Below are 23,077 nucleotides of genomic sequence, written 5' to 3'. Positions count from 1 at the left end.
CAAGGAAAGCCAGCATCTCCTGAACCTCCGTCAGGGGCAGGTTCAGCAGTTCATGCGGCAGGCGGCCAAAGGCCTGGGCGACCCGGAAGAGGTTGAAAGCCTCCCGGTCACCCCTCAGTCGTTTTTTGCGCTACCCTCGTCCGGCGCATCCTCGGCTTCCTCAAGGATGCGGCGCAGAACATTCATGTCCATCTGATAGAGGATCTTGCGGGTTGCCCCGTCATCCTCGAACACGGGTTTCCCATCCTTGTCGCAGGCCTTGTGGATCAGCGTCTTGATGGTCAGTTCGTCGTCATCGCTTGGATCAACGCCCTTGCGGATGCGCGACCGGTCCGCGACCGTCAACGGGGTAAAATACAGGTCAAACCCATATTCGGGCACCGGAACTTTCTTTGCCTTCCGGCCCTCGTGGACGGCCTGCATCCTTGCCAGAACATCCGACATCAGGCCACCACATCAACGGACAGCGCGCCATTGCCCATAACGGAATATTCCCGCGTCACAGTGCCATCGAAAGCGGCTGCGACCTTGTGGCTGGTGATTGTGCAGGTGCCAGACAGGAAGGTTTTGCCGGTCGCATCACCTTCGGTGTAGCCCGAGATGTTGATGCTGTCGCCCGACCGCAAGGTCTGATTTGCCGCCGCAGCGTGATCCGCCTTCATGGTGATGGTGCCGGACCATTCACCCTGCACGGTTTCGTGCGACTTCCAAGCCTCACCCGCCGATGTCAGATCGGTTGTGCCGTGTGTTTCCTCGATGTCGAAACCGTCGCACCCGTCGATTTCATTGGCCCCATGAAGGACTTTCAGATTTTTGCCGCTATGCCGCGCCATGTCTCTTTCCTTTTCGATGTTCTGGCGGTTACGGCTGACCTTCGGCGGTGTAGCGCACCGCGCTGAAAGTCAGGGTGAGACTGCCAGTCAATTTCTCACCATCGCCGTTAATGTCGATTTCGGTGGTGTCGAGGCCATACAGCTGGAACCCAGCCAGCACGCCCAGGACAAGCGGTTCGATCACCGCGCTGATGTCGTCGAGGTGATCATCCAGATCATTGCCACCTTCTGCGCGGTACATCACCAAGATGTCGGTGGCGCGATCGACTTGATTTCCCGTCGCGCCCTGCGCCCGTTCGCGCGGCGTGAATACCCCCAACGCGGGTACGTCATCACGGCCCACGGCATGCGCCCAGGACCGATAAACCTTGACCCCGACCAGGTCGGGGGAGGTTTCAAGGGCAGCCCGTACTGACGCGCGCAGCGTGCTCCGGGGGTGTGGCATCAGGTCTTGCCCGCTTTCGGGGTGCCCACCTTCTCAGCCTGACCCATGCGGACAAGGTCGCGGACCTCCTGCGCATCCCGCGCGGTGAAAGTATCACCGCGCTTGACTGCATCACGGCCCGGAATCGCCCTGATGGACATCAGGGCGCGCATCTCGATTTTTTGGGTCATCAGCTGACCTCCCTCAATCTGAAAATTACAAGGGCATCGGCAGCGGGTGATCCGCTGCCATGCCGGTTCTTGACCTCATAGATCACGCCTTGCGGTGTGGTGATCAGGTCGTCGCTGGCGATGGTGCTGGCGACGGGTTCCGCAACCCGCAGGGTTGGTTCCATGATCAGGGAAGATCGCCCTTCCTCATCATCGAACACTTCAAGCGGCTTGGTGCGGAAACGCCCCGTGATGGCGACAGATGCGCCGCCCTGGGGCGTATGGATCAGCGGCCCACCGAACGCGCCGATCAGCGCCGGACCCATCCCGTCGAACAGCGATGTCATCAGCTTTCGGCAGCTGCCGGGGCGACCCCGTTCAGGCGCACCAGACCCGTGTCAGACGGGTTTGCCGCAGCCTCGACCGCAACACCGCAAAAGATGTTGCCAGCCGTGGTCGCGGTGGTGAAATTGCCCGTGCTGGGGATCAGATAGATCGCCTGCCCGACCGTCCATGCCTGGGCAGAGGTTTTCGGCACCTCGAACACGCCTTTGGTCACGATCACGACATCATCGCCGCTCAAAACCGTTTCCTGCGCGATGCCGACCAGCAGACCGGCGGCAACGGCTTCGCCACTTGTCAGATCGGCAGCCGCCGTGATGGTGATATTATCACCCGCTTGCACATAATTTTTCATCGTTTTGCCTTTCGGTTGGCCCCTTGGGACCGTGTCAAAGAAAAAGGGCCACCCGGCGGGCAGCCCTCTTGTTCAGATCAAGCGGCGCGCGTTACGCGCCGTTGTTTTTCTGCACGCCCCGGAATTCGGTGTTGGCTGCGCCGAACATGTGCCGCGCATTCATTTTCACCAGGTCGGGGTTCATGCCTTCCAGGGTCTGCACGGTAGGGGTCTCGTAGCCTTCCAGGCGCGCGACGGACACCGGCGGCAGATCGGAACTGACCAGATACCATGCGGTATCCGATCCGTTCGCCGCAGCGCCCAGGTGCGGAATGGCATGCGGTGTCAGCGTGTCCTTGTAGGGGTTGCCGTCCGAATCCTTGGCAGGCGTCGTGGGGCGCACGAACTGACCCATTTCGATTTCAAGCGCGGGCGGTCCCAGCAACAGATTGGGCGAAAGGTTCAGGAAATCGTCCTTGTCTTTCGACCCGAACGCCCGCTGTTCCCACATCGCCTTGCGGGCGGCACCCACGCTGTCCACAGAAATGACCGCAGCACCACCGGCATTCAGGTTGTTGTGATCGGCATGGAACAATGCCTTGCTGTCCGATTTCAAAACAGCGTTGGTACGGATCAGCGACCAGACCATCGACGCCTCCATCATGCGCGCTGCCATGGCAAACTCGCGCGGGATGCGGGTAAAGGCCGCCATGTCGTCGTTGACAACAGCCTCGAACGTGATGCCAATTTCGCGGCCCCGGCGTTCCACCTTCAGGCCTTCGGCTTCATCGGCAAGCACCGCCTGCTGATATTCACCATTTGCCAGAACCTTTTTCAGCTGGAAATCACCGCCAAACCGGGCGGCGTGCAGTTCGCGGAAGTCGGACGCGGTCAGCGGCTCGCCAGTCACCAGAGACCACTGGGCCGTGCGGCGTTCGTATTCCGCGATCAGCGTCCGGTTCACCACCTCGGTGGTGATATAGGCAAAATCGCTCACGCCATGCGCGCCACCCATCATGGTGGTGGACATCATGCCGCGGCGGATGCTTTCCGCATCGGAAAAACCGCGCGACGTGCCCGACAGTGTCATGGCAAGGCCACTCAAACGCATGCCGCGATACTGGGCACCGGGTCCACTGAAATCGCGCATAAGTGCGGCGATCATTCCTTCCATCTGCGGATCGCGCTGATCCCCGCCCCGCGCCCGCGCCGGTGTGGTGCTGGGCGTGGGGGCAATCGGGGGCTGCGCGGCAGCCATGGCTGTCATCAGGCGACCCGACGCTGCTTGCAGCGACGTGCCGTCATTGATCACTGCATCGACATCGGCCTGCGTCAGCTGACCCGATGCCATGAAGGGCGCGGACATTTCACGGATGCCGCGCGCACGGTCGCGCTCGTCGCGCATCGCCTGGTCGCGGATGGCCTGGGTGTCCGGTGCGGGCGCGGCCATCGTGGTCGCGGGGGCAGCAGCCGGGGTTGAGGATGCCGCCGGGGTGGCGGCGGGTGTGGCCACGGCAGGTGCCGCGTTTGTTTCTTCGATTTCAGGGGGCATGTCTGTCTCCAAGGTTGTGGCGCTCATGGCCGGGGATTGACCGGAACGCCCGGTCGGGTTGCCCGCCGGGGTGCCCGGCGCCGCATTCGCTTTCGCTGCGCACATGCGCAGCGTCGAAAGGCTGGTGGTATGGGCAGCCATCGCCGCCGCAAGATCGGCGGGCACCGCCGGGGCGGGTTCGGCCCCCACGATGGCATCTGCAAAACCGGCTGCGATGGCCTGATCCGGCCCCAGCCAGACCTCTTTTTTCATCATCGCTCGGATCGCCTCGACGGTCTGGCCAGTCCGGGCCGCATAGACCTGGGCATAGGTGTCAGAAAGAACGTCCAGCACATCCGCCTCGGCGCGCAGCTGGTCGGGGTTACCGCAGATGCAGGTGCTGGGGTCGTGGATCATGATGAACGAACCGGCAGTGACCTCGATCCGGTCTGCCGCCATGATCAGCAGCGATGTCGCAGACGCCGCCAGGCCCGCAACAATAACCGTGACCTTGCCCGGATGTGCCTCGATCGCGGCCCGGACCGCCTCGCCCTCGTGCGGCGAACCGCCGGGTGAATTGACGCGGATCGTCACGTCGCCGCTGAACTGCCCCAACGCCTCGCGCACCATGCGCGCGGAAAAACAGGAATCGTCCGGCCACTGGCACCACTCGTGGGGCAGCACGTCGCCTTCAAGCACAATCTCGCCATTGAAAATCAGGTCTGAACCGTTCATGCGGTTTCCTCCGTTTGTGTCTCAGGTGTCGGGGTATCGGGCGACGGGCTACCCCCGGCGGCGGCATCGCGCGCCGCATCCTCCGCCCGCTCTTTCGCGATGGTGTCGGGATCATGGCCCAACTCGCGCTGCTTGCGCTGTCGGCTGGTGAACCCGGCATCGACTTCGGCTTGTGCCCCCTTGATTTCCTTTGCCGGGTCGATCAGCGGGCGGCGCGGTGCGGTCCAGCCGATACTTTCAGGCACTTGCGGCAGTGAAGGGTCGCCCGCCCTCTGCATTTTCCAGACATCCAGCGCCCAACGGGCAACACCGTTGCAGAACTGGTCGATCATCAGCTGCTGCTGCCAGACCTGAACGAAACGATCCATTTCCATCCGCCCCATGCGCCCGGAACTGAAATTCACATTCCGCAGATCGCCGGACAGACTTTCACCGGAGATTCCAAGGCCCATGGCAATCGTCCAGATCGCCTGCCGCATGAATTCGCCATATCCATCGACCTTGGGCGGTTCGGTCGGCACAATCTTTTGTCCCGGCTTAAGATGAACGATGGAACCCGGTTCAATTTTTTCGATCGTGCGCGTATCCTTGTCGACAAGCGTTTCGTCATCGCTTTCGACGAAATAGGCCATCAACGATGCAATCCGCTGTTTCAAAATCTGCGCTTCCTGATAGTCGCTGATGTCGCCCAGCGTCAGCATCACCGGGGCCAGCCATGGCACACCGCGCATCTGGCCGGGCCGATCCGCGCGGCGGATGTGCAGGATTTGCCCCGCAGGCACCCGCGTGGATGTCAGCGCGCGCTTGGACCACCAGCGCACATCACCGGGGTGCCGGTCATAGAGGTGATAGGCCTCGATCCGCCCGGTCGGCCCATACTCGATCCCTTCGATCACTTCGTTCTGCCCATAGGACGTGATCACCTCGTCCAGGTAATCGCATTCCATCAGCTGCACCTGGAACATCAGCGGCAGATCGGGATTGAACACCCGGTTCCGCAGTCGCAGCCGCGCCAGTACCTCGCCATCCGCGAACACCGAGTTCATCACCTGGGTCTGCAAACCGGGCAGCCCGTGAACACCGTAAGCGTCAATCGCCGGGGTCATCAGGTGGCTTTTCAGGAATGTCAGCGCCTCGGTTGCCGCATCAGGGTCGTTCGTGCCATGCGGCATGGTCAGCGAGGGCAAAATGCCAGGCCCCACCACGTTGCCGGTCACCACCGCCTGCCCGCGCGCGGCATAGGGCCTGTTACGGATCATGTCGCGGCTCAACTGCCGCAGCCGCGACCGGCTGGCCCCGGCTGCCGCATCCGCAGCCGTCGCCGGGGCCTTCCAGCCCGCCGTGCGCCGCCCGCGCGATGCGGCGTCATAGTTCATCACGGCATTTGCCGCCGCCCTCGCCTTCACCCGGCGCAAACCTTTTTCCGGCGCAAAGAAATGCACCGTGCGGTCGATGATGTTCATGCTCACAGCCCCCGCAATGTGCGCGGCGTGCTGATGGTCAGACCGCCCGTTTTCTGACCGGCAAGTTCAGCTTCCATCACCCCGATCTGTCGGCGCATTTCGGAAAGGGACGCATATTGCACTTCCTCATCGCCCATCCGCAAACGGGTCGCCCCCCGCGCAACTGCCGCTTTCAGCGCGTCGATGTCCGCCTGCGAATACGCCATGCCTTACCCTCTGTTCAGATAACCGACCCGCCGGGGCCGTTGTGTGTCCGTCGCCGGTGTCTCGGCTGTGGATGCGGGCGGTGTGGAACCGTCCGGCACCCAATACGGATTGTCCTGCCCAAGGACGCACCAGATCGGCAGCGCCTCGGGATTGATTCTGCGCAAGCCCTTGTGCTCGGCCTGCGCCTGCGCCTGCACCGAAAGGTCCAGGCTTTCGTTCCGCTTCTGACCAGGTTTCGGCGTCCAGCCCTTTTCCGTCCGTTCCTCGGCCACGAACTCGCCGAGGTGATCGTCTTCCATCCACTCAGGCAGCGGGAATGCCCCCGGTTCGTCGGCAGGACGCACCAGCGCCGCCGTGACCGTGTCTTTCAGCAGATCGGTCGCCATGTTCAGCAGCTTGATGCCGCGTTTCTGCTTACCGCCTGAGGCACGTTCGGGGGCCGCGTACCAAACCCGGTCGCGCTGCTTGAACCCCCCCTGCCCCCGTGACAGGAACCACCGACCGACCACACCCGCCCGCTTGCGCGCCCGCCAGAACTTTTCCGCGTTGTCGCTGACCCCGCGCGCGCCCTGGAAATCGACCGCAAGCGACAACGCCCGCAACCCGCCCGCCTGCCCCTCGACCGGCCAGACCTGCGTTTCCAACGGCTCCAGAACCTGCCAGTCGCCGGGATACTTGCCGGGGTCCAGCTTCCGGCCTTCGGCATCCGGCGGATTGACCAGGTCGAACCGGTCGATCACCGTGCGCCGCCCGTCGATCCCCCAGCCCGTGACCATCACCACGAAATAGGTGCCTTGCACGTCCACGCTGACCGTGACGAACCGCACCCACTCCGGTGCTCTGCCCTTGGAAACCGCCCCGCGATCCGATTTAAGGGCCGTCACGTTCAGGTCGTCGTCATCGTCTTTTGGCGGCGGGCAATAGGGTCTGCCCCGGTCCAGAAAATAGCATTCCCGCAAGGGCAGACTGTCGCCCAGGTCGGCCAGTTTCCGTTCCGCATTCAGCGTCTTGGTGACCATCTGCGCCCAGTTCGAAAACGTCGCGGCGGTGCCTTCCAGTGACCAGCTGGCGATGTCGGTTGCGCGGATCGCGCTGTCGCCCATCGGAACCAGCTGGCCTTTGCGGCCCTCATGCAGCCATCCACCCCGGCCCCTTAATGCCGCGCGGTTCATCTCCGTCTTGTGCCGATGCGCGATCAGGCTGCCACAATCCGGGCATTGCATTTCAGCCCCGGCACCAGCTTCCGCCGGGTCAGCCTTTCGGTCAAAGTGCAGCCGGTCGAATGTTGGCTCATAGAGATGCCCGCAATCGCGGCATTCCCAATACCATCGGCCCCGCGTCCCGTCATTGTAGACCAGCACGATCCCGGCGCTGACCGGCGGCAGCATGTGCGGTGTCGCTTCGGACGGCTGCCAGGTCGGGTCCGTCACCTCAAATGCCGGGGTGCTTTCCAGCAGCACCATGCCACGGCTCAGATAGGTCTTGATCCGCTGCAGCGCCATGCCCCAGGGCGTGCCCTCGGGGTTGTCCTTTCGGCCCAGCGTCTGCTTGAAGTGATCGTAATCACTCATCAGCACACGCAGCTGCTTGCGCCCTGACAGTTGCGAAGCCACCGGGTAACCGATGGTCAGGCGCATCCCCTTGAACCGCTTGCGGCTGAACGTGTCGTCATCAGCACCCCGGCCCAGCCGGTCCAACAGCATCGGGCTGTTTCGGATCGTGGGGTTCAGGTTTTCCTCGACCCATGCCTGCGCATCCCCGCGCGACATATGGACGATGTGGACCGGCCCCGGTTCATTCACAATGGAATAGCCCGCCACCGTGATCAGCATGAACGTCTTGCCCGACTGCGCAGGCCCGACGAACGCGCTAGTCCGGTAGAGGCGCGATTTCGTCGTGTCCGCCGGTTCGACCAGATAGGGCGTGGTCTCCCGGTCGAAGTTTCCCCAAACCCCGTTGTTTTCCACCCGAATGTGCCGTTCGGCGCAATCGGTAACCGACATCCGGCTGGGCGGTTCCAACAGCGGCAGGCTATCCGCCAGGATTTCCTCTGGCGTCGTGAAAGGCGGCAGCGGTGCGAAGTCCAGCACCGTGCCTATGGCCGCATCCCGCATCTGCACCATGATCAGATAAAGGCGTCCTGTCGTGCGCCATCCAGGGACATCGCCTGACCGCCAGAGGTCTCAGGCAGCAGCCGACGCAGGGTCAGGCTCAATTCTTCAAGCGCACTTTCGCAACGGTCCTGCAATTTCTTCGCCTGTGCAGGGGTCAGGCCAAATTCCTGTTCCGCAAAATCGGGCAGCGTCATCAAGGCCTGGCGAAAGTCGATCATCTGCTGTTCCTGCAGCGCCCGGACCCGATCGACCCGGACCAGTTCACCCCGCATTTCTGCCGCACGGCTGCGGCGGTAATCCGCATCCGCCATTTCCGCGATCTGCTTGGGGGTCAGCCCCGCCTCAGCCCCCGCCTGGTCGGGATCTAGGTTGGCAAAGGCCATCCGCATCTGCGCCGCCGCTTGGTTGGCGGTGTCCTGGGCCGCGCGTTCTTCTGCGGTCTTGTGCATCCGCCATGCCCAGCAGTGCGATGTCTGGAATTCGTATGCCTGCCCGTTGCCCCCCTTGGTCGCAACCGGCATGCCGTCTTTCACCCAGGCGGTAATCGTCGGTTCCGTGACCCCCATGGCCTCGGCAATCTGGCCCCGGTTCAGCAAAACGTCCGGCACATCGTCGGGCAGCGGATACCGCGCAAGGTTCAGCACCGTCCCATCCGCCAGCGTCAGCACGTCTTTTCCTTTCTAAGGCATTGAACAACAACAGAAACCATATCCGAAAGCGGCCTCCGAACAATTCCTGTCAAATAAAACACGGTGCGAATTACCCGTGTGCGTTGGGGCTGCGGGGAAGGACCCAAACCTATCGCGCGGTTTCGACCGCCTGTTTGATCCGGCGCAGCAGGTGAGACTGCATCGCGCCCTCTGCCGTGCGCCGCGCCGTCGCCTGGAACGGAAAGCGCGGCTGGTATTTGGCGCGCGGCTCGAAAGCCACCAGCAGTTTCAGCTTGGTCTTGCCCCGGACCTTCCGGCCCCGCTGGTAGATGCCGGGGGCCAGATGCTTTCCGCGACCGTTCCGTTTGGTCGCAAAGGTGTTCGGCTTTGTCACAGCCCGCGCCACCGCATTGCGCGGCAGGTTGCCGTACTTGTTCCGGCGCAGCCCCGCCCCGATGACCAAGGCCCGCCCCTTCGGTTTTCGGACGCCACCCCCCGCCTGCCATTTCAGATAGGCAGCCTGATGATCCTTGATCCCGATCCAGACAGTCAGCGACTTTTTGGTCGAACCCCGCACGTAAACCCCGCGCTTGGTGAAGGGCGTGGGCCGGTCCAGCTTGCGTTCCATCTGGCGTTCCTCTGCCAGCTTCACATCCTTGGCCGTATCATTCAGCGCCAGCGACATCGCGAAAGGCAGCTGGCGCTGCGGAATATCCGCCAGCATCCGTTCCAGTTTGCGAAAGTCTGCGGACACGTCGATCATGCAGAGCCTTTCAAACACTGCGGGGCCGCACTGGTCCGACAGCGCAGCCCCGACTTTGAACCCGGCGCACCCCTTACGGGTCGGACGGCTCTCTCTCGCGGTGTATTCAGTGGAACAAAAAATGCGCCCTGCCGGTTTCCCGTGGGCGCATTTCCTGATGATGACACATCTGTTGCATCCGGCTGACATTCAGTCAACAGTTTTCTGCACCACCTAATTTCAAATGCCGCCCAGATCGTCCAGAATGGCCCGTAGGGCACCGCGAAGGGTTTTCAGGTTTGCGGTTGAGGCTGACCAGTGGTGCGCCTCTAGCACCGCTTTCAGGCTCTTGTCGTGGATACAGACCATTTGCACCAGGTCCATGCGGGTGATCAGCCTGCGCCCGATGCGCGACAGCGCGCCCTCGGGGATTGTGGCATGCACCACCCCTGCGCGCGACGGGCGGACGCGGCGGACCTCTTTTGCCACGCCGGTGCCGATGCGGCGGTGCGCCCAACGCAGGCGCGCAGATTTCTGCATGTACAGGTCCATGAAGTCGCGGCCATCGCCCCCGCCGGTCGGGCCGCTCAGATCAGCGGAACATTTGATGCCCCCGGCCTGTACCGCTTCGAACAGGGCGCGGTAGTCGCGGGCAATGCCAATCTGGGTCTTGGTAAATGGCGCATCATCGGGACGGAATGCTGCACCTTTCGCGCGGCGTGCCTGATCGTGCATCCGGTCGAACACGTCCTCTTGCCGCATGTTCATGCGCCCGCGATAGCCCGCGTCCACCGCCTTGAACGCCCTTTCTCCCTCTGGATAGAACTCGCGCGGCATCGACGCGATGACCGGCCCCCGCGCCGGGGCGATCAGCACCACGTCCGGGCCGCATTCCAGAGGGGCCAAACCGGCCCGCTTGACCGCGTCGATCCGGTCACCCTCGCGCGCCACGTCATCGGCGGTGCCATCCTTGATGGCCTGTGCCAGGGCGGCGGGATCAGCGCGCTGATAGGTGAAAGGCCGCGCCGCCTGCTCATCCGCCCATGCACGCCCGGCCTCGATCGCCCATGAAGTATCGCGGGCCTTGGGAATGCGGGTCATACGTCCACCTTTTCCGGCTGTACTGGCGCGGGCACCTCTTCGGGCAGATTGAACAGCGCGCGCAGGTCGCGGGGTTTGCGAATGCGATAGCGGACAATTCGGCGAAATGCTTCACTCTCCCAAACCCAATCTTGCAAATGCTCTGCAGCAAGCCGGATCACCACAAATTCCCTTGTAAAGAATATCTCTAGATCGAACTGAACCAGGTCACCGACGCGAAGGCGGTTCGGTGCCTTTGCAGACCCATCATGCTCAATCCACGGCCCCCACCCGCCACCTATTCGCCCCTGATCCTGTGTCATTACCGCCCCTTTCGCTATATCTTGTGGTCCCTGATCCCGGCACCACTGCCCGTTGATTATGCCCCGCCCCGCGTGGGAGGCTGGGGAGGGTAGAGATTTTGCGCCGCGCCACCCTCCCATGATTTTCTGCCTTTTAACCTTTTGTTTTATCGTTGTTTTTCTACTTCTCAGGGAGGGTAGGGAAGGTAGGGAGGATAAAAGAGAAAACTCCCCTAGAAACTTCTCTGATTTTCCCTGACCCCTGATCCTTTCCGTACGTGGGCCAAACTGCCTCCCTACCCTCCCCAGCCTCCCACAGCACCCCTCAAGCCGCTGATTTCAAACCGTTTCCCCCTGCACCCCTGATGGCCCCTACCTTCCCGCGCGTGGGAGGATACCCTCCCGTAATCTTTCGATGACCATCACAAGGGGTCGGGGGATGCAGGCACGCGGACGCCGGTCACCCTCCCGCTGCTGTCGCGCGGCGCATCATCAAACCGCTTGGCAAAGGCATCGGTGAAGCGCAGGCCGGTGTACTGCGACAGCGATGCCTTGCCTTTCTCGAACTGCTGGCCGGTTTCAGGATGTTTCCAGTGTCGTGCCTTGGTGGCGATCTGCTTGGCAAAGGTCGTGGGCTTCCAGGTGGTCTCGCCCCGCTCCATCAGAAAATAGTTGAAAGCATCGCCCAATTCCTTGGACAGCACCTTGTCGGTGTGATCACCGGTGATCACGCAACAGGTGGTCAGGAACGCGCCGATCGGGTCCGATTCATCGCGATATTCCGTGGTGGCATCCAGCACGCTTTGCGGCACCTGCAACCCGTTTTCCAGAAAATCAAGAAGCCCTTCGACCATCCAGGCGAAAATGCCGTCGCGTTCGCCCCACAGCTTTTCGCCCAGCTGCTGGTCCCGATCACTTTCGGGGATCTGGACTTCGAAGGGGATCAGCATCACCCGCCGCCAGATGCCATCATCGCTGCCCCTGATTTCGGGCTTGTAGTTGCCCGACATCGTCAGCTTGAAAATCGGTTCCAGGTCGATCTGATCGCCGTAGTTCGGGCGCACCGGAATAGGCTCGCCCCCCGTCAGCTGCTTGATCAGGCTTTCCTGCAGTTTCTCGCCCTGGTCGGGTTCTGAGGTGCGGACAAACCGCGCGCCCAGCAGCGGCATCAGGTCCGGCGTGGCCTCAGCCCCTGACCGGCGGTTTGACCCCGTCAGGCTTTCGATTTTCAGCGATGCCGCATAACCGGCCATGATCCGGGCGATCAGGTCGGCCAGGACGGACTTGCCGTTCGCCCCGCTGCCGTAGAGGAACACAAACCCCTGAACCTTGATCCCGGTCAGCGACAGGCCGAACCACCGCTGCAGAAAGGCGCGACGCTCCGGGTCGGGCTGCACCCGTTCAAGGAAGGCCTCAAATTTCGAGGCACTGGCATCGGGGTTGTAGGCAACCGGCATCATCTTGGTCAGGCGCTGATCCCGCGCGTGGGGCAACAGCCTGCAGCTGGCGACACGCCCTGCCCCTTCCTCTCGCAACTCCTCGACGGTGAAGCGCAGCAGCCCGCTGCTGGTGTTCACGTCCAGCGGATGCGCGTCCAATTCCTCGAAATCTACCGCCAGGTCCGTGGTGCTTTCGGTCAGCATGTGGCCCAGAGGGCCGTTGTTGCCTGCGTTCTTGGCATGGGTCAACCGCCTGCCGATCAGCGACTTGCGGTCTTTCAGCATCGCCTCAATGGCGCGCATCCGGCCCAGAATGGACCCCACGTCATTGTCATGGGTATCGGCCCGTTCATCCTTGGGGGTGTCCTCAAGGGCTTTCAGCCGCTGTTTAAGTTCTTTTTCCTCGGCAAGGTGCTTTTCCTCGCGCTTGGTCGGCTTGATATAGGGCACCTCACCCTCAATCAGCTTCCAGATTTTCTGCGCCTTGGCGCGCACCGCGATGCCGCCCGAGGTGATCCCGTTCTTGGAGTTCAGCGACGGATCAAAGGCCCAGACCTTGCCGGACCAGACGTGCCAGCCCACGCGGGGTACGAACATCACGTCCTGCCCGAAATGGATCACGAACCGCTGACCGTTGCCGTAATCATTCAAGGGCTGCAGCGCAGCCGCCTCGAACGGATCAAGGGGCCGGTCATCGTCAGGGGGTGCGGGGGGCGGCGCGCCGCCATCGCCATCGGGGTCGCCCCCGCTCGGGAGAGACAGCCCGTCGATCGGTGCGATGTCCTCGGGGGAGGCAAATTTCTCGCGTACGGGGTCCAGGCGGTCAGTCATTTAGCAATGCCCCGAATAGTTCGATCTGCTGTTGATTTCTTTCGAAATTTGCCCAGATCACCTCAGTCCTTTTACAGGCCCGGTCGCCTACCGTTTCTAGCGTTTCTGCACGCCAATCTGACAGAACATCGCGATATAATTCACTGTCATAGCCGGAAATCAGCACTTTCCCTTGCACGGCCAAAATACGATTCAAAAGAGCCTCATGCTCACTGCATGTCATTTCGCACCGATAGTCCGCGCCGGTGTCACGGGTTTCCGGCAAATATGGCGGATCGAGGTAAAACAGCGCACTGGCTTCATCGTGATCTTCTATGATCCGAGCCGCCGGGCGGTTTTCGATCACCACGCCGCGCAGCCTTTCCGCAGTTTCGCGCAAGACCCAGGGCATATCAGCCCAATTGTGCACAGGCAGGGAACCCGCCCGCCGACCGGCCGCCCTGAACCCTGTCGCGCGACCGTTACCACTTGACCCATGACCCATGTGCGATCGGCACAGAAAATGAACCGCTTTCAGCAAAGGATCGTCCGGGCATTCACCTTCAAACACTGTTCGCGCAAACGGCGTGGCAGCGACAGCGCGGATCAATTCATCCGGGCTGTCGCGCACGCACAGCATGAAATCGACCAGGCTACCATCCAAGTCGTTGTAAATCTCAAGCTGGACCCGATCTTTTCGCATCAGAACGGAACCGCCACCGCCAAAAGGTTCGATGTAAGCATGATGCGGTGGCATCAGGTCGATGATCCAGGGCGCGATGCGCCATTTACCGCCGTGCCAGCGCAGTGGGGGTCGCTTCATACCGCATCCCCCACGTTCTGCACCTGCGTTGGCCGGGCCGATGGTGTCGCAGGCAGAAACCCGCGTTCCCCTTCGCCCATCCGTCGCTGTTGATCCCGCCAACGGGCCAGTACGGCATGACCGTTCAACTGCAGAAGGGTACAGACGATGAAAAAATCCTCCGATCCGAACCAGCGCAGGGCCTGCGTGCGTTCCAGCCGGGTGGACGGGCTGTTTCCGAAACTGATGTCCCATTGCAAAGCCAGGACTTGCGTCCACAGTCTGCGGCAGCCAATTTCGTCGCAGATGTCACGCAAAACGCTCATGCCAACGCGCCCCATTGGTCTGCCATCGCCTCAGCAATGCCCTTGAAAAAGCGGCTGCGCTCTTTCCAGCGGTCCGGGCCAGGCGGCATCCGGTGTACCCGGTTTTCGCGGCCTCCGACCACATCCGTAGGCACCAGCGGCGGCAGATCATGCAGCCACAGGCAGGTGCGCTTTGTCTCACCATGTCCGAACTGCCAGGGCTGCACCGATTGAGCAAATTCGCGGTAGTTGTCGATCAGCGCTTTGGCATGCTTATGCATCACCGGATTTTCGATACACCGCAGCGGGATCGGCGCGTTCCAGAAATCCGAAAACAGCGCCGCACCCTCACGCAACTCGCGCCACATCTGGCGCAGTGTTTTGCCCGCCGGGGGACGATGAAGCCAGCGCACCCCGGAGTTGCAAAGCCGGGTGCAGGGTGGATGTGCCACGATCAGGCAATCCCAGCCATCGTCCAACAGATCGCGCGCATCGCCCTGAATGTGCCGATTGCTGCCGTCCTCGGATGGCAGCAAATCACAGGACCAGGCATCATGCCCGCGCGACAGGAAGGCATTGCGCACAGTGCCGGAATATTCGCAGGCGACGAGGACTTTCATTCATCATCCCCCTTGTTCAGTACATCGTTCAGATCGACCCCTTCGCCCGCGTGGACGATCTGGCCTTTCAGCCCCGGCACGCGCGCCATGGCGCGGCGCAGACCGCTTTCCAGCTTGGCGCGGGTCGGTTTCGGCGCGCTGTCGCCGTCCTGGATAAAGATCAATCGACGGACCCACGGCGGCGGGAAAAAGGCCCGATTATCACTCATGTCAGGAATGCCGGACGCCCGCGTGCCCGGCACTTTTTTCATAATTCCGGCCATGTTCCCGAGATCCACACCCGCCCAATAGGCCGCGCCCGCAACCGCGTTTGCCGCCATCGCGGTCAGGGTGGTTTCGATCCCCTCGCCCATGATCAGAGTGTCCGACCCGCGCGGGGTGTGCAGCCGGATCGCGCCGCCCTTTTTCGCGCCGCGCACCAGCTTGGCGGCGGCAGGCTTGCCGTCGATCAGCAGCGGCTTGCCGCCGTCCATGATCACCGCCTTGCCGTGCGGCGGGTCCATACTGACCCAGGTCTGATGCACCGCGACCACCGCGCCGCTTGGTGCCTGAACCGCCGCAATCATGCAGGGACCGGAATGATCAACCTGCCGCCCGCCTATCCATTTCTGATATTGGTGATCCAGCTGGAACCGCAGACAGCGCGGCAGGTCAGGCAGCATTGCAGGTGTGATGCCCCGCGCACTGAGATATGCGCGCACCACGCCCCGGTTTCCGTCCAGCGACTGGTCCCAGATGCGGCGGGCATCCCGGATCGCCCGGTCCCGGTAGGCGGCAGCCTGTTCCTGCTGTTTTGCCGCCGCTGCCGCTGCTGCCGCGCGGCGACGTTCCATTTCGGCAGGGTCGAGAAAGGCAGGCGCATCGCCACAAAGCCATTTCAGCGCATCGCGGAACCCCAGCCCCAGAACTTCGCGGACCAGCGCCACCTGGTCGCCGCCTTTGATGCCGCACTGGCGACACTGAAAAAGCGCCGTGCGCAGATTGATCCCGAAGCGGTCCCGCCCCCCGCAAAGTGGGCAAGGCCCGATCAGTTCGGTGCCCTGCTTGACCAGCCGCGCGATGCCCAGCCGATCGACCACCGCCGACATCGGCATGGCCTTGGCCTCGATCAGGCGCGGATCATCGGTGACCCCGCTCATGTCACATCCCCCGCGCCATCGCGCCAGGCTTCCAGCCGCTGCCCCGCCTGCATCCGGTAGTAATTCCGCACGGCAAAGCGCAGCCGCGAAAGGCTCAGTTCCCGGTTGTCACCCGCGCCATGGGCAAAGCCCGTGGCAGCGATGCGCAACGGTTCCAGCGTTTTGGGGCACCCCTCGCAATCAGGCAGAATGTCCCGCAGGGCATCGGCCCACATCTTCGCATCCTGCTGATCGAGGTAATCCACCACCATGCTTGCACAGATCGCGACCATGGCCGCATGCGCGCGCGCTTTCCGGTCAGCCATGCCCACAATCCTTTCGCTGCATCCAGTCCGGCGCATGGGTCTGCGGCATCTGCGCCAGCACCTCCCCCGGATCACGCCCCAGGTCATCGCCCACCAGCCCCCGCGCCACTTCCTGCAGCGCAAGCCCGGCGGTTGCCGGGTCAGACTGCGCAAGATGCAGGAAGGTCAGCACCGCCGCCCGCGCCTCTGGCAGGTCAGGCACCCATTCCAGCGCGGCGGTCGCCAGACGCAGCCTGTCGGCATCGCGCAGCTGGCCGGTGCGCGCCTTGAGCGCAACCGTGGTTGCCAAAAGGCCAAATGCGATCAGGGGGTTCCGGTCCTTCATCACAGGATGCCCCCTTTGGACGGGTGCAGGAAGCCCTCCGCTATGGCGGAAAAAGCGCGGACATTTTCCCGGACTTCTGGCCGGACAAAAGTCCGCCCCCCCGCTGACCGCATGTCAGCCCCGCCCATCATCCCGCTGCCATGAGCATTTCGGACACGCCCTGCGGGTCCAGGTTGAAGGCAACCGCAACGAATCCGCCGACACAGCCGGTTTCCCCTTTCCACCACTTACGCGCGGTCCGGTCATCGACCCGGAACACGTCGCGGACGTGGGCGGCGTTGCGGTAGGTGCCGTGCAGATACGATTGCCAGCGTTTCGGAAAATCGCGATGCAACTGGTAAGGATCGGTGACGGACATTTGTCCGGTCTGAGGGCCGGACAAAACCCCGGATTTTATCTGACCTCTGACCGGCTCATCCTGAGGGTATGACCCGTTCACATAGACCACAACAGATGGCGAATGATCCCGCCCCACGCTCACGCCGCAGCCTCCGACTTCGGCGGGTTGTTTGCCATGTAGGCGCGAACCTTGTCAGTCGTGCGGTGGGTCGCGGTGCTACCGCTCTCCCACTTCGACCAGGTCGAGCCGCTCCCGGCCTCCGCCCTTTGGATGACGGTCGTGGGTTGAACCCCGATTGCGGCAGCATACTGCCGAACTTCAAGCATGAATTGTTCCATGGGATCATGGTGTAGGTATTAAGTTCTATGCATGTCAAGAACTTTGTACCTATGGAGCGAAACGAAATTTCTGGCCATACAAGTAGCATGAACAAGCCGCCGATAACTGACCCATTCCTCAAACGACTGCGCATCAGGATCGACAGCGACCCGGACCTGACTGAGGCTGGGCTGGCAAAAAAGGCTGGACTTTCAGACAGTGCAATCCGGCAATATTTTTCAAAACCGAACCGAAGCCCCCGCGTCGATAATGCAAGGAAGATTTGTGCTGCCCTTGGCACAACGCTCGAAGCGTTTATGTCAGACGCTCAAACCCCAGAAGAGCAAGAGATTGTTCGCCTAACACTTCAGCTGCCCGATCACCTGCGCCGCCAGCTCCTAGGCTACGCACGAGGGCTTGTTGATGCGTCTGATCGGGAGCGTTCAGTATCCGATGAAGACCCGCAATAATTTCCTTATCTGACATTCGTGGCACCCCCTGAGGAACATTAGATGAACGCCGTTTGACGGATCAACCTGGGATTTCAATTATCAACAGAAAACTTATCAAGGTGGATAAATGGGAAAACTTGGAAAGGGGCTGTTTGGAATAGCGGCCATAGGAATGACCGCTGCTGTTATCGGCACGCTGGACACCGGATCAGCCGAAGCAGAAATTTCGCAGATCGGCTATTTCAAGGACGATGACAAAAACCGGATACAGGCTTATTGCTCGGAAGGCACACCGACCAGGGAACAGGCCGAAGAGACCTTTGACCGGATCACACGAACCGAAGGTGCGATGGTTCTGGCCGTTATTGTCGATTGCACCAATCAGCAGCCAAACGGGGATGCGTTGTCAGCAGCGCCAACCACCCAGGATGCACTGGCCCTGATGGTTGAAGGCCCCTTCTCCGATTGGACCTGGCGACTGCGCGTCAATCCCGCTGGCGAAGAAACAATCGACAACGCAGAACACTGAAACCGGTCTGATGACTGCTACCTGCCCCGCCGCGCGGGCGATTTACGCACGCAAGTTTATAGGTACAAAGTTCTATTTTGTTTGACATAGGTATTTTGTTCTATTACGCCTTCTGAAAACAGGAGGCCAACATGAACACTTCTACCCGCAGTTTTCCGGACCCGCGCGCCGTTGCGATGGCCGATCCCCAGGCGGTCACCCCTCTGCTGCCCGACGAAATGGTGACAGATGAAATGCTGCGCCATCTGGGGCGGCACGATCCGGTGCGCGACCGGGGCGAAATTTCCCCCGGCGATCAGATCATCCTCGCCATGATCCTGCCGGACCTCTGCGGCGAACTGCTTGCCCGACGCAGCGCGGCGCTGACCATCGTGCATTTGCCCGGCGAAGATCAGTTGAACCTGAAAGCCGCGCGAAAAATCCTGCGCAGCGAAGGGCCGGTCGCGCGCGACATCCTCGTGACCGCCTGCCAGATCCTGCTGAACCTGTCCAAGGATACGATCGAGCAGAACAGCGCCCGCGACATCCTGCGGCAGATGGAGGTGTCGGCATGAACGCCCTACCCCCGTCCAACCGCCTGCGGGCAGCCCTCGACCTTCTGGACCAGGTTGCGCATGACGCGCGGTTGCTGCAGCTGAAAAACCTGACCCTGAACAATGGCGGCGTATGGGGTGTGCCCGAACGGCCGGCTGATTTCAGCCCCGCTCTGTTCGAGGTTCAGCTATTCGGCGTATCCGCCTTTGCCGACGATCCCGCGCAGTTGCCAGACAACTGGATGCGCGCAGCCCGAAACACCCTGGTAGCCACCGAAAGTGCCGCGTGATGCCAGACGCCATCCGACACGTAAAAGCCCACTGCCGGGCCTGCCCCGTGTCGGCAACCTTGCCGGGGGTGCCCTCTTCCCCACCCCCGGCATTTTTCATTCCCTTGCCGGGTGCCGCTCCTGGGATGCGACACCTGCTGCACGGCAGAGCGCGGGCGAGACAGGCAGCCCTCGCGCTCTGCCGATAGCTTGAAGGTTCCCATACCTGATGCAAACGCAGACAGAGTCACACAGGCCAACAAGGCCCGAAATCGACCGGGCGGACGTGGAACGCCTGCCCGCCCTGCGTCCGGGCTTCTGCGACCAATGCCGGAACCGGCTGCCCGCGTCCAAGCGCAAGCATCACGCCCGCTTCTGTTCCGCCGCCTGTCGCCGCCTCTGGTGGCAGATTGCCGCACAGCGGGGGGCGAAACTCTATCAGCACCTGCTGATCTGGCGCAGCTATCGGGGCCGCAAGGACACGCCCGGTCAGGGTGTGCTGGGCCTGCTGTCCAACCAGGTCGATGCCTGGCTGCGCGAACGGAAGGACGGCCAGACAGACCAGGAAACCGGGCGAGGAAACCAGCCATGAACCTGAGCCGAGACCGACTGAACCACCTGTTCGTCACCGTCACCCGCCTGATCTGCATCGGCTGCCTGCTGGTCCTGACCCTGCAGATCGCTGGCATCGTCCAGGTCACAACCCAATCCATCACCGCCCCGGCAGCGGATTGAGCGACAGAAAGGAAAATCCATGTCTGTAACCATCACTTCCCTGCCCCAGAAACCCCGCACCGCCTGGCTGGTGCTTGAGCGCACCATGATTGGCCCGCGCCCCGCGCTCTACCACGGCGACAAGCCGACCGAGAAACGCACCGGCAGCGCCCCCCGCGTATTTGAGCGCGGCCCGTTCCGGGTGCCTGCGGGATTGAGCGGTTGTACCCTGCCCGAACTGGTCAGGGAAAAGCAGCGGTCAGAATGGGAGGAAAACTGACATGAACAGAACCCCACAAGACACCGCCGACATCGCGGCCCTGCCGGGGATCAAGGAAAGCGACCTGCGCCCCTGCCACTTCTGCGGCCAGCCGCTGGGCATCTTTTTCTATCGGATCGCGCTGGAACAGGCCGTGGTCGATACCAAGGCAGCGCAGCGGCAGGTTGGGCTGGGGATGATGCTGGGCAGCGCCGCATTGGCCAACACCATGGGGCCGAATGACGACATCGCAAAGATCGTCAGCACATCCCGGCACCTGGTCTGCGCCGACTGCGCCGGAACCTTGCCGATCATCGCGGCACACGGGGAGGATGGCTGATGCTGGACCTGCTCTTATGTGCTCTAATCGTGTCCCTGCTGGGCCTGTTGATCGAGGTGGCGCGATGACCGCCGCCGAAAAGGAAATCCGCGCCCAGATCGCGGAACAGATCGCCGCAAGGTTCGGCAGCCTCGCGCCTTACAATTTGGTGCAGGATTTTGTCCGGCGTGGACCAGGGGGGAGGGGTGACACATGACTGACCCGAAAACCCGGTTCTTCTTGATACTGAAAACGCAAATAGACGGAATTAAGTCGTTTTTGCTTCAATCTCAAGCCTCAAGGTGAAAGCCACATGCAGAAATATCTTCATGAAATCGACTGCTGCATCGACATCAGAATTCGAGGCAACAAATTTGTGTGTCCCGGAATTTCTGAGAATTCTTATTTGATGAGCCCAGGCATGCATTGGTTCAGTAATGTGGCCATCATTTTTCAGCGCGTCAATCATCAGGTAGAGTTTTTTGCCGCCCGCGTTGAGGGCATTGCAAGCTATCTCAAGACATACGCCTATAGCAGCCGCGATGTTCGGAGGGGAAACCTTGGCATCGACCATCTTGAGGACATCCCCCCAGGATTCCGAAAGATCAGATGGCCAGTTTGCGTTCATCACATATGGTTCAATGTCAGGGTATTGCCTGATGTCTGTAAACACCATTTCGTTTTTGGCGCGCTTGCTACCAGGTTGTTTCGGAAAATGGTCCACAAAACCTACTTGGCTTTCGCGTTTGTACCAAAGCAGATTGGGAGCAAGGCACATTGGACAAAACGCTATAGCAGCCTGTCGCTTTTCGCCCTCTTTCATCCGAACACCGGTGACCGTTTGCTCTTCGCCAGAAGCCGGGTCACGTATCACCGCACGGACAGCATCCTGCTGGGCTTGCAGGACAACATCGACGCATTGACGGCAATGGCCGCAATTAATTCTCATCACTTCCATTGGAGGACCCCATGCTAGCCAATCGTCAGATTGTTAATCGAATGAGTGAAATCTTCAACTCCCACGAAAGTGAACCAACCGCTCGTATAGATGCGGCCAAAGCGCTTTCGTTTGAATACGGCATGGAGCAAGCGTTTCTCGCCATCATTGAGTTGCATCTGATTTCGACATCGCGACTTAAGCATTTGGAGGCTGTTGAGGAATGAATCTATCTCTTTCGATACGCCATGCCGATGTCCTGCTGATACTGGCAAACAAGGACACCTAACCCATGCCCGCCGTCACGCCATCAAAAGCCCGGATCGAAACCGCTATTTCGGCGGCGCAGGCCATGGGCATCTGCATTTCGGAAGTGCGGATCGAACGTGACGGGACCTTGCGAATCCTTGCCTCAATGCAAAACGATGCCATAGCATCGCCGGACCCTGGTTCTGGCAAGGTGGTATCATGCGACGAATTGTTCAAAAAACGGGCGTCCGGTTGAAAAATCTTTGGCCAAAAGGGCACCACCCCAGCGGCAACGTCCGCTATTACTACCGGTTCAAGACCGGCGGCAAGGTAACGCGCTGGCCGTTACCGGATGCAGCCCCCGACAGCGCCATGTTCCTCAAGGCTCACGCTTCCTGCGTTGAACAGCACAAAGGCCACGCACCGCGCCAAAAGCCGATTGCAGGCACGATCAGCGCCGCCTGTCACGCCTATCTGGCATCTGACACCTTCATGGCACTTGCACCATCCACCCGTGATGCGTGGCGGCGCCAGGTCAGGGCGATCGAGGCAGACTATGGCACGGGCAGCCTGAACACCCTGCGCGCGCAGCACATCCGCCAAGACCTGTCCGACCGCGCGCCACACCCCGCCAACGCCAGGCTAAAGGCATGGCGGTCGCTGGGGCGGTTCTGGTTAGAGTCCGGGCTGATCGCAGATGACCCCGCCCTTGCCGTGCGCAAGCGCAAGACCCCGAAAAGCGACGGGTTCACGCCCTGGGGTCGCGATGACGTGGCCAAGTTCCGCGCGTTCTGGCCACACGACACACCTCAGCGGCTGGCCTTTGAACTGATGCACCGCAGCTGCGCCAGCATCAAGGATGCCTGCGGTCTGGGCCGGGGCATGGTTCGGGACGGGTGGCTGACCTACGCCAGAGGCAAAAGTGGGTCAGAGGCGGCAGTGCCATGGCAAGCGTCTGCGGCCCCACATTGGTTTGAATGGTCCGACCACCTCGATCGCTGCCTGCGCAACAGCCCCAGACACATGACGTGGATCATCACGGCGTCAGGTGCAACCAGGTCTCCCAAAGCGGCGGCGCAATGGTTTTCCGCAGCATGCCGAAAGGCCGGGCTGACGGGCCTTTCGGCCCATGGCATCCGCAAACACCGCGCTGCCGTGTTCAAGGAAAACGGCGCAACAGAGGAACAGCGGATGGCAATCCTCGGCCACGATTCTGCATCAGAGGCGACGCGATACAGCAAATCTGCCGATCTGAAAAAGATCATTACAGGAACGCAAGGTGACACCTCACCGGAACAAGGTGTCACCTTGGTTATTAAAAACAAATGAAATCAACATTTTGAAAGTCTGTTGAGACGGACTGGCGATCCCTGAAGGACTCGAACCCTCAACCTGCTGATTAGAAGTCAGCTGCTCTATCCAGTTGAGCTAAGGGACCGCTGCGCGGGGTTTTCCATCATCGGGGCCGGCTTGGCAAGCCTTCTGG

The 23,077-nt window shown here is 61.4% G+C and carries 35 protein-coding genes and 1 tRNA gene; 12 read left to right on the top strand and 24 right to left on the bottom strand.

The features are described 5' to 3' along the window. Positions 1-114: 114 nt before the first annotated feature. From O4H53_RS23805 to O4H53_RS23700, 22 genes are all read right to left on the bottom strand, one after another. On the bottom strand, positions 115-444 hold the full coding sequence (locus tag O4H53_RS23805) for a hypothetical protein (protein WP_269367471.1): 330 nt from the start codon (positions 442-444) through the stop codon (positions 115-117). Further along, positions 444-833 (bottom strand): hypothetical protein, encoded by a 390-nt coding sequence (locus O4H53_RS23800; RefSeq protein WP_269367470.1) that lies wholly within the window; start codon positions 831-833, stop codon positions 444-446. The genes O4H53_RS23805 and O4H53_RS23800 overlap by 1 nt, the downstream gene beginning before the upstream one ends. 28 nt (positions 834-861) lie before the next feature. After that, positions 862-1,278: a hypothetical protein gene (locus O4H53_RS23795; RefSeq protein ID WP_269367469.1), complete on the bottom strand. Its 417-nt coding sequence runs from the start codon at positions 1,276-1,278 to the stop codon at positions 862-864. Continuing rightward, positions 1,278-1,448, bottom strand: a complete 171-nt coding sequence (locus O4H53_RS23790; protein ID WP_269367468.1) for a hypothetical protein — start codon at positions 1,446-1,448, stop codon at positions 1,278-1,280. Before O4H53_RS23790 ends, O4H53_RS23795 begins: the two co-directional genes overlap by 1 nt. After that, positions 1,448-1,774 carry a head-tail joining protein gene (locus tag O4H53_RS23785; RefSeq protein WP_269367467.1) on the bottom strand — a complete coding sequence of 109 codons (327 nt, stop codon included), beginning with the start codon at positions 1,772-1,774 and terminating at the stop codon, positions 1,448-1,450. The genes O4H53_RS23790 and O4H53_RS23785 overlap by 1 nt, the downstream gene beginning before the upstream one ends. Further along, positions 1,774-2,124: a DUF2190 family protein gene (locus tag O4H53_RS23780; RefSeq protein ID WP_269367466.1), complete on the bottom strand. Its 351-nt coding sequence runs from the start codon at positions 2,122-2,124 to the stop codon at positions 1,774-1,776. The genes O4H53_RS23785 and O4H53_RS23780 overlap by 1 nt, the downstream gene beginning before the upstream one ends. Positions 2,125-2,215: 91 nt before the next feature. After that, positions 2,216-4,369, bottom strand: a complete 2,154-nt coding sequence (locus tag O4H53_RS23775) for a head maturation protease, ClpP-related (RefSeq protein ID WP_269367465.1) — start codon at positions 4,367-4,369, stop codon at positions 2,216-2,218. Then, entirely contained in the window at positions 4,366-5,832 is a 1,467-nt protein-coding gene (locus O4H53_RS23770) for a phage portal protein (RefSeq protein ID WP_269367464.1), read from the bottom strand. The genes O4H53_RS23775 and O4H53_RS23770 overlap by 4 nt, the downstream gene beginning before the upstream one ends. Positions 5,833-5,834: 2 nt before the next feature. Beyond that, positions 5,835-6,038, bottom strand: a complete 204-nt coding sequence (locus O4H53_RS23765) for a phage head-tail joining protein (RefSeq protein ID WP_269367463.1) — start codon at positions 6,036-6,038, stop codon at positions 5,835-5,837. 3 nt (positions 6,039-6,041) lie between these two features. Continuing rightward, on the bottom strand, positions 6,042-8,162 hold the full coding sequence (locus O4H53_RS23760; protein ID WP_269367462.1) for a terminase gpA endonuclease subunit: 2,121 nt from the start codon (positions 8,160-8,162) through the stop codon (positions 6,042-6,044). A 2-nt stretch (positions 8,163-8,164) separates the two neighbouring features. Next, entirely contained in the window at positions 8,165-8,821 is a 657-nt protein-coding gene (locus O4H53_RS23755) for a terminase small subunit (RefSeq protein WP_269367461.1), read from the bottom strand. Positions 8,822-8,951: 130 nt separating this feature from the next. Further along, the gene (locus tag O4H53_RS23750) at positions 8,952-9,566 is read right to left on the bottom strand and encodes a hypothetical protein (RefSeq protein WP_269367460.1); all 615 of its coding nucleotides are present in this window, start codon (positions 9,564-9,566) and stop codon (positions 8,952-8,954) included. Positions 9,567-9,785: 219 nt separating this feature from the next. Continuing rightward, positions 9,786-10,646 (bottom strand): hypothetical protein, encoded by an 861-nt coding sequence (locus O4H53_RS23745; protein WP_269367459.1) that lies wholly within the window; start codon positions 10,644-10,646, stop codon positions 9,786-9,788. Continuing rightward, positions 10,643-10,948 carry a hypothetical protein gene (locus tag O4H53_RS23740; RefSeq protein WP_269367458.1) on the bottom strand — a complete coding sequence of 102 codons (306 nt, stop codon included), beginning with the start codon at positions 10,946-10,948 and terminating at the stop codon, positions 10,643-10,645. The genes O4H53_RS23745 and O4H53_RS23740 overlap by 4 nt, the downstream gene beginning before the upstream one ends. A gap of 401 nt (positions 10,949-11,349) precedes the next feature. Beyond that, positions 11,350-13,197, bottom strand: coding sequence for a DNA primase family protein (locus O4H53_RS23735; protein ID WP_269367457.1), 1,848 nt, complete (start codon positions 13,195-13,197; stop codon positions 11,350-11,352). Further along, positions 13,190-13,999, bottom strand: a complete 810-nt coding sequence (locus O4H53_RS23730) for a DNA adenine methylase (RefSeq protein ID WP_269367456.1) — start codon at positions 13,997-13,999, stop codon at positions 13,190-13,192. The genes O4H53_RS23735 and O4H53_RS23730 overlap by 8 nt, the downstream gene beginning before the upstream one ends. Further along, the gene (locus O4H53_RS23725) at positions 13,996-14,304 is read right to left on the bottom strand and encodes a hypothetical protein (RefSeq protein WP_269367455.1); all 309 of its coding nucleotides are present in this window, start codon (positions 14,302-14,304) and stop codon (positions 13,996-13,998) included. The genes O4H53_RS23730 and O4H53_RS23725 overlap by 4 nt, the downstream gene beginning before the upstream one ends. Continuing rightward, entirely contained in the window at positions 14,301-14,903 is a 603-nt protein-coding gene (locus O4H53_RS23720; protein ID WP_269367454.1) for a hypothetical protein, read from the bottom strand. The genes O4H53_RS23725 and O4H53_RS23720 overlap by 4 nt, the downstream gene beginning before the upstream one ends. Continuing rightward, a complete protein-coding gene (locus tag O4H53_RS23715; RefSeq protein ID WP_269367453.1) occupies positions 14,900-16,042 on the bottom strand; it encodes a DUF7146 domain-containing protein in 1,143 nt (380 codons plus the stop codon). Before O4H53_RS23715 ends, O4H53_RS23720 begins: the two co-directional genes overlap by 4 nt. After that, positions 16,039-16,347: a hypothetical protein gene (locus O4H53_RS23710; protein ID WP_269367452.1), complete on the bottom strand. Its 309-nt coding sequence runs from the start codon at positions 16,345-16,347 to the stop codon at positions 16,039-16,041. Before O4H53_RS23710 ends, O4H53_RS23715 begins: the two co-directional genes overlap by 4 nt. Further along, positions 16,340-16,672 carry a hypothetical protein gene (locus tag O4H53_RS23705; RefSeq protein WP_269367451.1) on the bottom strand — a complete coding sequence of 111 codons (333 nt, stop codon included), beginning with the start codon at positions 16,670-16,672 and terminating at the stop codon, positions 16,340-16,342. The genes O4H53_RS23710 and O4H53_RS23705 overlap by 8 nt, the downstream gene beginning before the upstream one ends. Positions 16,673-16,799: 127 nt before the next feature. Then, positions 16,800-17,030 (bottom strand): hypothetical protein, encoded by a 231-nt coding sequence (locus O4H53_RS23700; protein WP_269367450.1) that lies wholly within the window; start codon positions 17,028-17,030, stop codon positions 16,800-16,802. 407 nt (positions 17,031-17,437) lie between these two features. Between O4H53_RS23700 and O4H53_RS23695 the strand changes: the two genes are divergently transcribed. The 9 genes from O4H53_RS23695 (at position 17,438) to O4H53_RS23655 (ending at position 20,622) form a co-directional block, all read left to right on the top strand. Then, entirely contained in the window at positions 17,438-17,800 is a 363-nt protein-coding gene (locus O4H53_RS23695) for a helix-turn-helix domain-containing protein (protein ID WP_269367449.1), read from the top strand. Positions 17,801-17,909: 109 nt separating this feature from the next. Beyond that, entirely contained in the window at positions 17,910-18,311 is a 402-nt protein-coding gene (locus O4H53_RS23690; RefSeq protein WP_269367448.1) for a hypothetical protein, read from the top strand. Positions 18,312-18,442: 131 nt separating this feature from the next. After that, positions 18,443-18,865, top strand: coding sequence for a hypothetical protein (locus O4H53_RS23685; RefSeq protein ID WP_269367447.1), 423 nt, complete (start codon positions 18,443-18,445; stop codon positions 18,863-18,865). Continuing rightward, positions 18,862-19,134 carry a hypothetical protein gene (locus O4H53_RS23680; RefSeq protein WP_269367446.1) on the top strand — a complete coding sequence of 91 codons (273 nt, stop codon included), beginning with the start codon at positions 18,862-18,864 and terminating at the stop codon, positions 19,132-19,134. The genes O4H53_RS23685 and O4H53_RS23680 overlap by 4 nt, the downstream gene beginning before the upstream one ends. Positions 19,135-19,342: 208 nt before the next feature. Continuing rightward, positions 19,343-19,705: a hypothetical protein gene (locus tag O4H53_RS23675; RefSeq protein ID WP_269367445.1), complete on the top strand. Its 363-nt coding sequence runs from the start codon at positions 19,343-19,345 to the stop codon at positions 19,703-19,705. After that, positions 19,702-19,848 (top strand): hypothetical protein, encoded by a 147-nt coding sequence (locus tag O4H53_RS23670; protein ID WP_269367444.1) that lies wholly within the window; start codon positions 19,702-19,704, stop codon positions 19,846-19,848. The genes O4H53_RS23675 and O4H53_RS23670 overlap by 4 nt, the downstream gene beginning before the upstream one ends. A 19-nt stretch (positions 19,849-19,867) precedes the next feature. Continuing rightward, a complete protein-coding gene (locus O4H53_RS23665; RefSeq protein WP_269367443.1) occupies positions 19,868-20,107 on the top strand; it encodes a hypothetical protein in 240 nt (79 codons plus the stop codon). 1 nt (position 20,108) lies between these two features. Beyond that, positions 20,109-20,426: a hypothetical protein gene (locus O4H53_RS23660; RefSeq protein ID WP_269367442.1), complete on the top strand. Its 318-nt coding sequence runs from the start codon at positions 20,109-20,111 to the stop codon at positions 20,424-20,426. Positions 20,427-20,490: 64 nt separating this feature from the next. After that, positions 20,491-20,622 carry a hypothetical protein gene (locus tag O4H53_RS23655; RefSeq protein WP_269367441.1) on the top strand — a complete coding sequence of 44 codons (132 nt, stop codon included), beginning with the start codon at positions 20,491-20,493 and terminating at the stop codon, positions 20,620-20,622. 51 nt (positions 20,623-20,673) lie between these two features. Here the strand turns inward: O4H53_RS23655 and O4H53_RS23650 are convergent, their stop codons facing one another. Then, positions 20,674-21,363 (bottom strand): DUF4145 domain-containing protein, encoded by a 690-nt coding sequence (locus tag O4H53_RS23650; protein ID WP_269367440.1) that lies wholly within the window; start codon positions 21,361-21,363, stop codon positions 20,674-20,676. A 41-nt stretch (positions 21,364-21,404) separates the two neighbouring features. Between O4H53_RS23650 and O4H53_RS23645 the strand changes: the two genes are divergently transcribed. The 3 genes from O4H53_RS23645 (at position 21,405) to O4H53_RS23635 (ending at position 22,920) form a co-directional block, all read left to right on the top strand. After that, positions 21,405-21,569: a hypothetical protein gene (locus tag O4H53_RS23645; RefSeq protein WP_269367439.1), complete on the top strand. Its 165-nt coding sequence runs from the start codon at positions 21,405-21,407 to the stop codon at positions 21,567-21,569. Between the two features lie 65 nt (positions 21,570-21,634). Then, a complete protein-coding gene (locus O4H53_RS23640; RefSeq protein WP_269367438.1) occupies positions 21,635-21,847 on the top strand; it encodes a hypothetical protein in 213 nt (70 codons plus the stop codon). Beyond that, positions 21,844-22,920: a tyrosine-type recombinase/integrase gene (locus tag O4H53_RS23635; protein WP_269367437.1), complete on the top strand. Its 1,077-nt coding sequence runs from the start codon at positions 21,844-21,846 to the stop codon at positions 22,918-22,920. Before O4H53_RS23640 ends, O4H53_RS23635 begins: the two co-directional genes overlap by 4 nt. A gap of 32 nt (positions 22,921-22,952) precedes the next feature. On the opposite strand, the gene O4H53_RS23630 is transcribed toward O4H53_RS23635, so the two are convergent. Beyond that, positions 22,953-23,029: transfer RNA gene (locus tag O4H53_RS23630), tRNA-Arg, on the bottom strand. Between the last annotated feature and the right edge of the window lie 48 nt (positions 23,030-23,077).

It is taken from the genome of Sulfitobacter sp. G21635-S1, assembly GCF_027213915.1.
GTDB lineage: Bacteria > Pseudomonadota > Alphaproteobacteria > Rhodobacterales > Rhodobacteraceae > Sulfitobacter.
Note: the sequence above shows the minus strand (reverse complement) of the source record. Positions and strands in the feature narration are given on the sequence as shown.

Bases quoted from the DNA above. Each gene is read 5' to 3' on its own strand.
- O4H53_RS23805 (WP_269367471.1), bottom strand. From the start codon at position 444: ATGTCGGATGTTCTGGCAAGGATGCAGGCCGTCCACGAGGGCCGGAAG.
- O4H53_RS23695 (WP_269367449.1), top strand. From the start codon at position 17,438: ATGAACAAGCCGCCGATAACTGACCCATTCCTCAAACGACTGCGCATC.
- O4H53_RS23800 (WP_269367470.1), bottom strand. From the start codon at position 833: ATGGCGCGGCATAGCGGCAAAAATCTGAAAGTCCTTCATGGGGCCAAT.
- O4H53_RS23645 (WP_269367439.1), top strand. From the start codon at position 21,405: ATGAGTGAAATCTTCAACTCCCACGAAAGTGAACCAACCGCTCGTATA.
- O4H53_RS23720 (WP_269367454.1), bottom strand. From the start codon at position 14,903: ATGAAAGTCCTCGTCGCCTGCGAATATTCCGGCACTGTGCGCAATGCC.
- O4H53_RS23685 (WP_269367447.1), top strand. From the start codon at position 18,443: ATGAACACTTCTACCCGCAGTTTTCCGGACCCGCGCGCCGTTGCGATG.
- O4H53_RS23705 (WP_269367451.1), bottom strand. From the start codon at position 16,672: ATGAAGGACCGGAACCCCCTGATCGCATTTGGCCTTTTGGCAACCACG.
- O4H53_RS23795 (WP_269367469.1), bottom strand. From the start codon at position 1,278: ATGCCACACCCCCGGAGCACGCTGCGCGCGTCAGTACGGGCTGCCCTT.
- O4H53_RS23640 (WP_269367438.1), top strand. From the start codon at position 21,635: ATGCCCGCCGTCACGCCATCAAAAGCCCGGATCGAAACCGCTATTTCG.
- O4H53_RS23675 (WP_269367445.1), top strand. From the start codon at position 19,343: ATGCAAACGCAGACAGAGTCACACAGGCCAACAAGGCCCGAAATCGAC.
- O4H53_RS23715 (WP_269367453.1), bottom strand. From the start codon at position 16,042: ATGAGCGGGGTCACCGATGATCCGCGCCTGATCGAGGCCAAGGCCATG.
- O4H53_RS23765 (WP_269367463.1), bottom strand. From the start codon at position 6,038: ATGGCGTATTCGCAGGCGGACATCGACGCGCTGAAAGCGGCAGTTGCG.
- O4H53_RS23775 (WP_269367465.1), bottom strand. From the start codon at position 4,369: ATGAACGGTTCAGACCTGATTTTCAATGGCGAGATTGTGCTTGAAGGC.
- O4H53_RS23650 (WP_269367440.1), bottom strand. From the start codon at position 21,363: ATGGAAGTGATGAGAATTAATTGCGGCCATTGCCGTCAATGCGTCGAT.
- O4H53_RS23710 (WP_269367452.1), bottom strand. From the start codon at position 16,347: ATGGCTGACCGGAAAGCGCGCGCGCATGCGGCCATGGTCGCGATCTGT.
- O4H53_RS23660 (WP_269367442.1), top strand. From the start codon at position 20,109: ATGAACAGAACCCCACAAGACACCGCCGACATCGCGGCCCTGCCGGGG.
- O4H53_RS23740 (WP_269367458.1), bottom strand. From the start codon at position 10,948: ATGACACAGGATCAGGGGCGAATAGGTGGCGGGTGGGGGCCGTGGATT.
- O4H53_RS23725 (WP_269367455.1), bottom strand. From the start codon at position 14,304: ATGAGCGTTTTGCGTGACATCTGCGACGAAATTGGCTGCCGCAGACTG.
- O4H53_RS23760 (WP_269367462.1), bottom strand. From the start codon at position 8,162: ATGGTGCAGATGCGGGATGCGGCCATAGGCACGGTGCTGGACTTCGCA.
- O4H53_RS23745 (WP_269367459.1), bottom strand. From the start codon at position 10,646: ATGACCCGCATTCCCAAGGCCCGCGATACTTCATGGGCGATCGAGGCC.
- O4H53_RS23750 (WP_269367460.1), bottom strand. From the start codon at position 9,566: ATGATCGACGTGTCCGCAGACTTTCGCAAACTGGAACGGATGCTGGCG.
- O4H53_RS23785 (WP_269367467.1), bottom strand. From the start codon at position 1,774: ATGACATCGCTGTTCGACGGGATGGGTCCGGCGCTGATCGGCGCGTTC.
- O4H53_RS23700 (WP_269367450.1), bottom strand. From the start codon at position 17,030: ATGTCCGTCACCGATCCTTACCAGTTGCATCGCGATTTTCCGAAACGC.
- O4H53_RS23655 (WP_269367441.1), top strand. From the start codon at position 20,491: ATGACCGCCGCCGAAAAGGAAATCCGCGCCCAGATCGCGGAACAGATC.
- O4H53_RS23730 (WP_269367456.1), bottom strand. From the start codon at position 13,999: ATGAAGCGACCCCCACTGCGCTGGCACGGCGGTAAATGGCGCATCGCG.
- O4H53_RS23780 (WP_269367466.1), bottom strand. From the start codon at position 2,124: ATGAAAAATTATGTGCAAGCGGGTGATAATATCACCATCACGGCGGCT.
- O4H53_RS23790 (WP_269367468.1), bottom strand. From the start codon at position 1,448: ATGACCCAAAAAATCGAGATGCGCGCCCTGATGTCCATCAGGGCGATT.
- O4H53_RS23690 (WP_269367448.1), top strand. From the start codon at position 17,910: ATGGGAAAACTTGGAAAGGGGCTGTTTGGAATAGCGGCCATAGGAATG.
- O4H53_RS23735 (WP_269367457.1), bottom strand. From the start codon at position 13,197: ATGACTGACCGCCTGGACCCCGTACGCGAGAAATTTGCCTCCCCCGAG.
- O4H53_RS23665 (WP_269367443.1), top strand. From the start codon at position 19,868: ATGTCTGTAACCATCACTTCCCTGCCCCAGAAACCCCGCACCGCCTGG.
- O4H53_RS23770 (WP_269367464.1), bottom strand. From the start codon at position 5,832: ATGAACATCATCGACCGCACGGTGCATTTCTTTGCGCCGGAAAAAGGT.
- O4H53_RS23670 (WP_269367444.1), top strand. From the start codon at position 19,702: ATGAACCTGAGCCGAGACCGACTGAACCACCTGTTCGTCACCGTCACC.
- O4H53_RS23680 (WP_269367446.1), top strand. From the start codon at position 18,862: ATGAACGCCCTACCCCCGTCCAACCGCCTGCGGGCAGCCCTCGACCTT.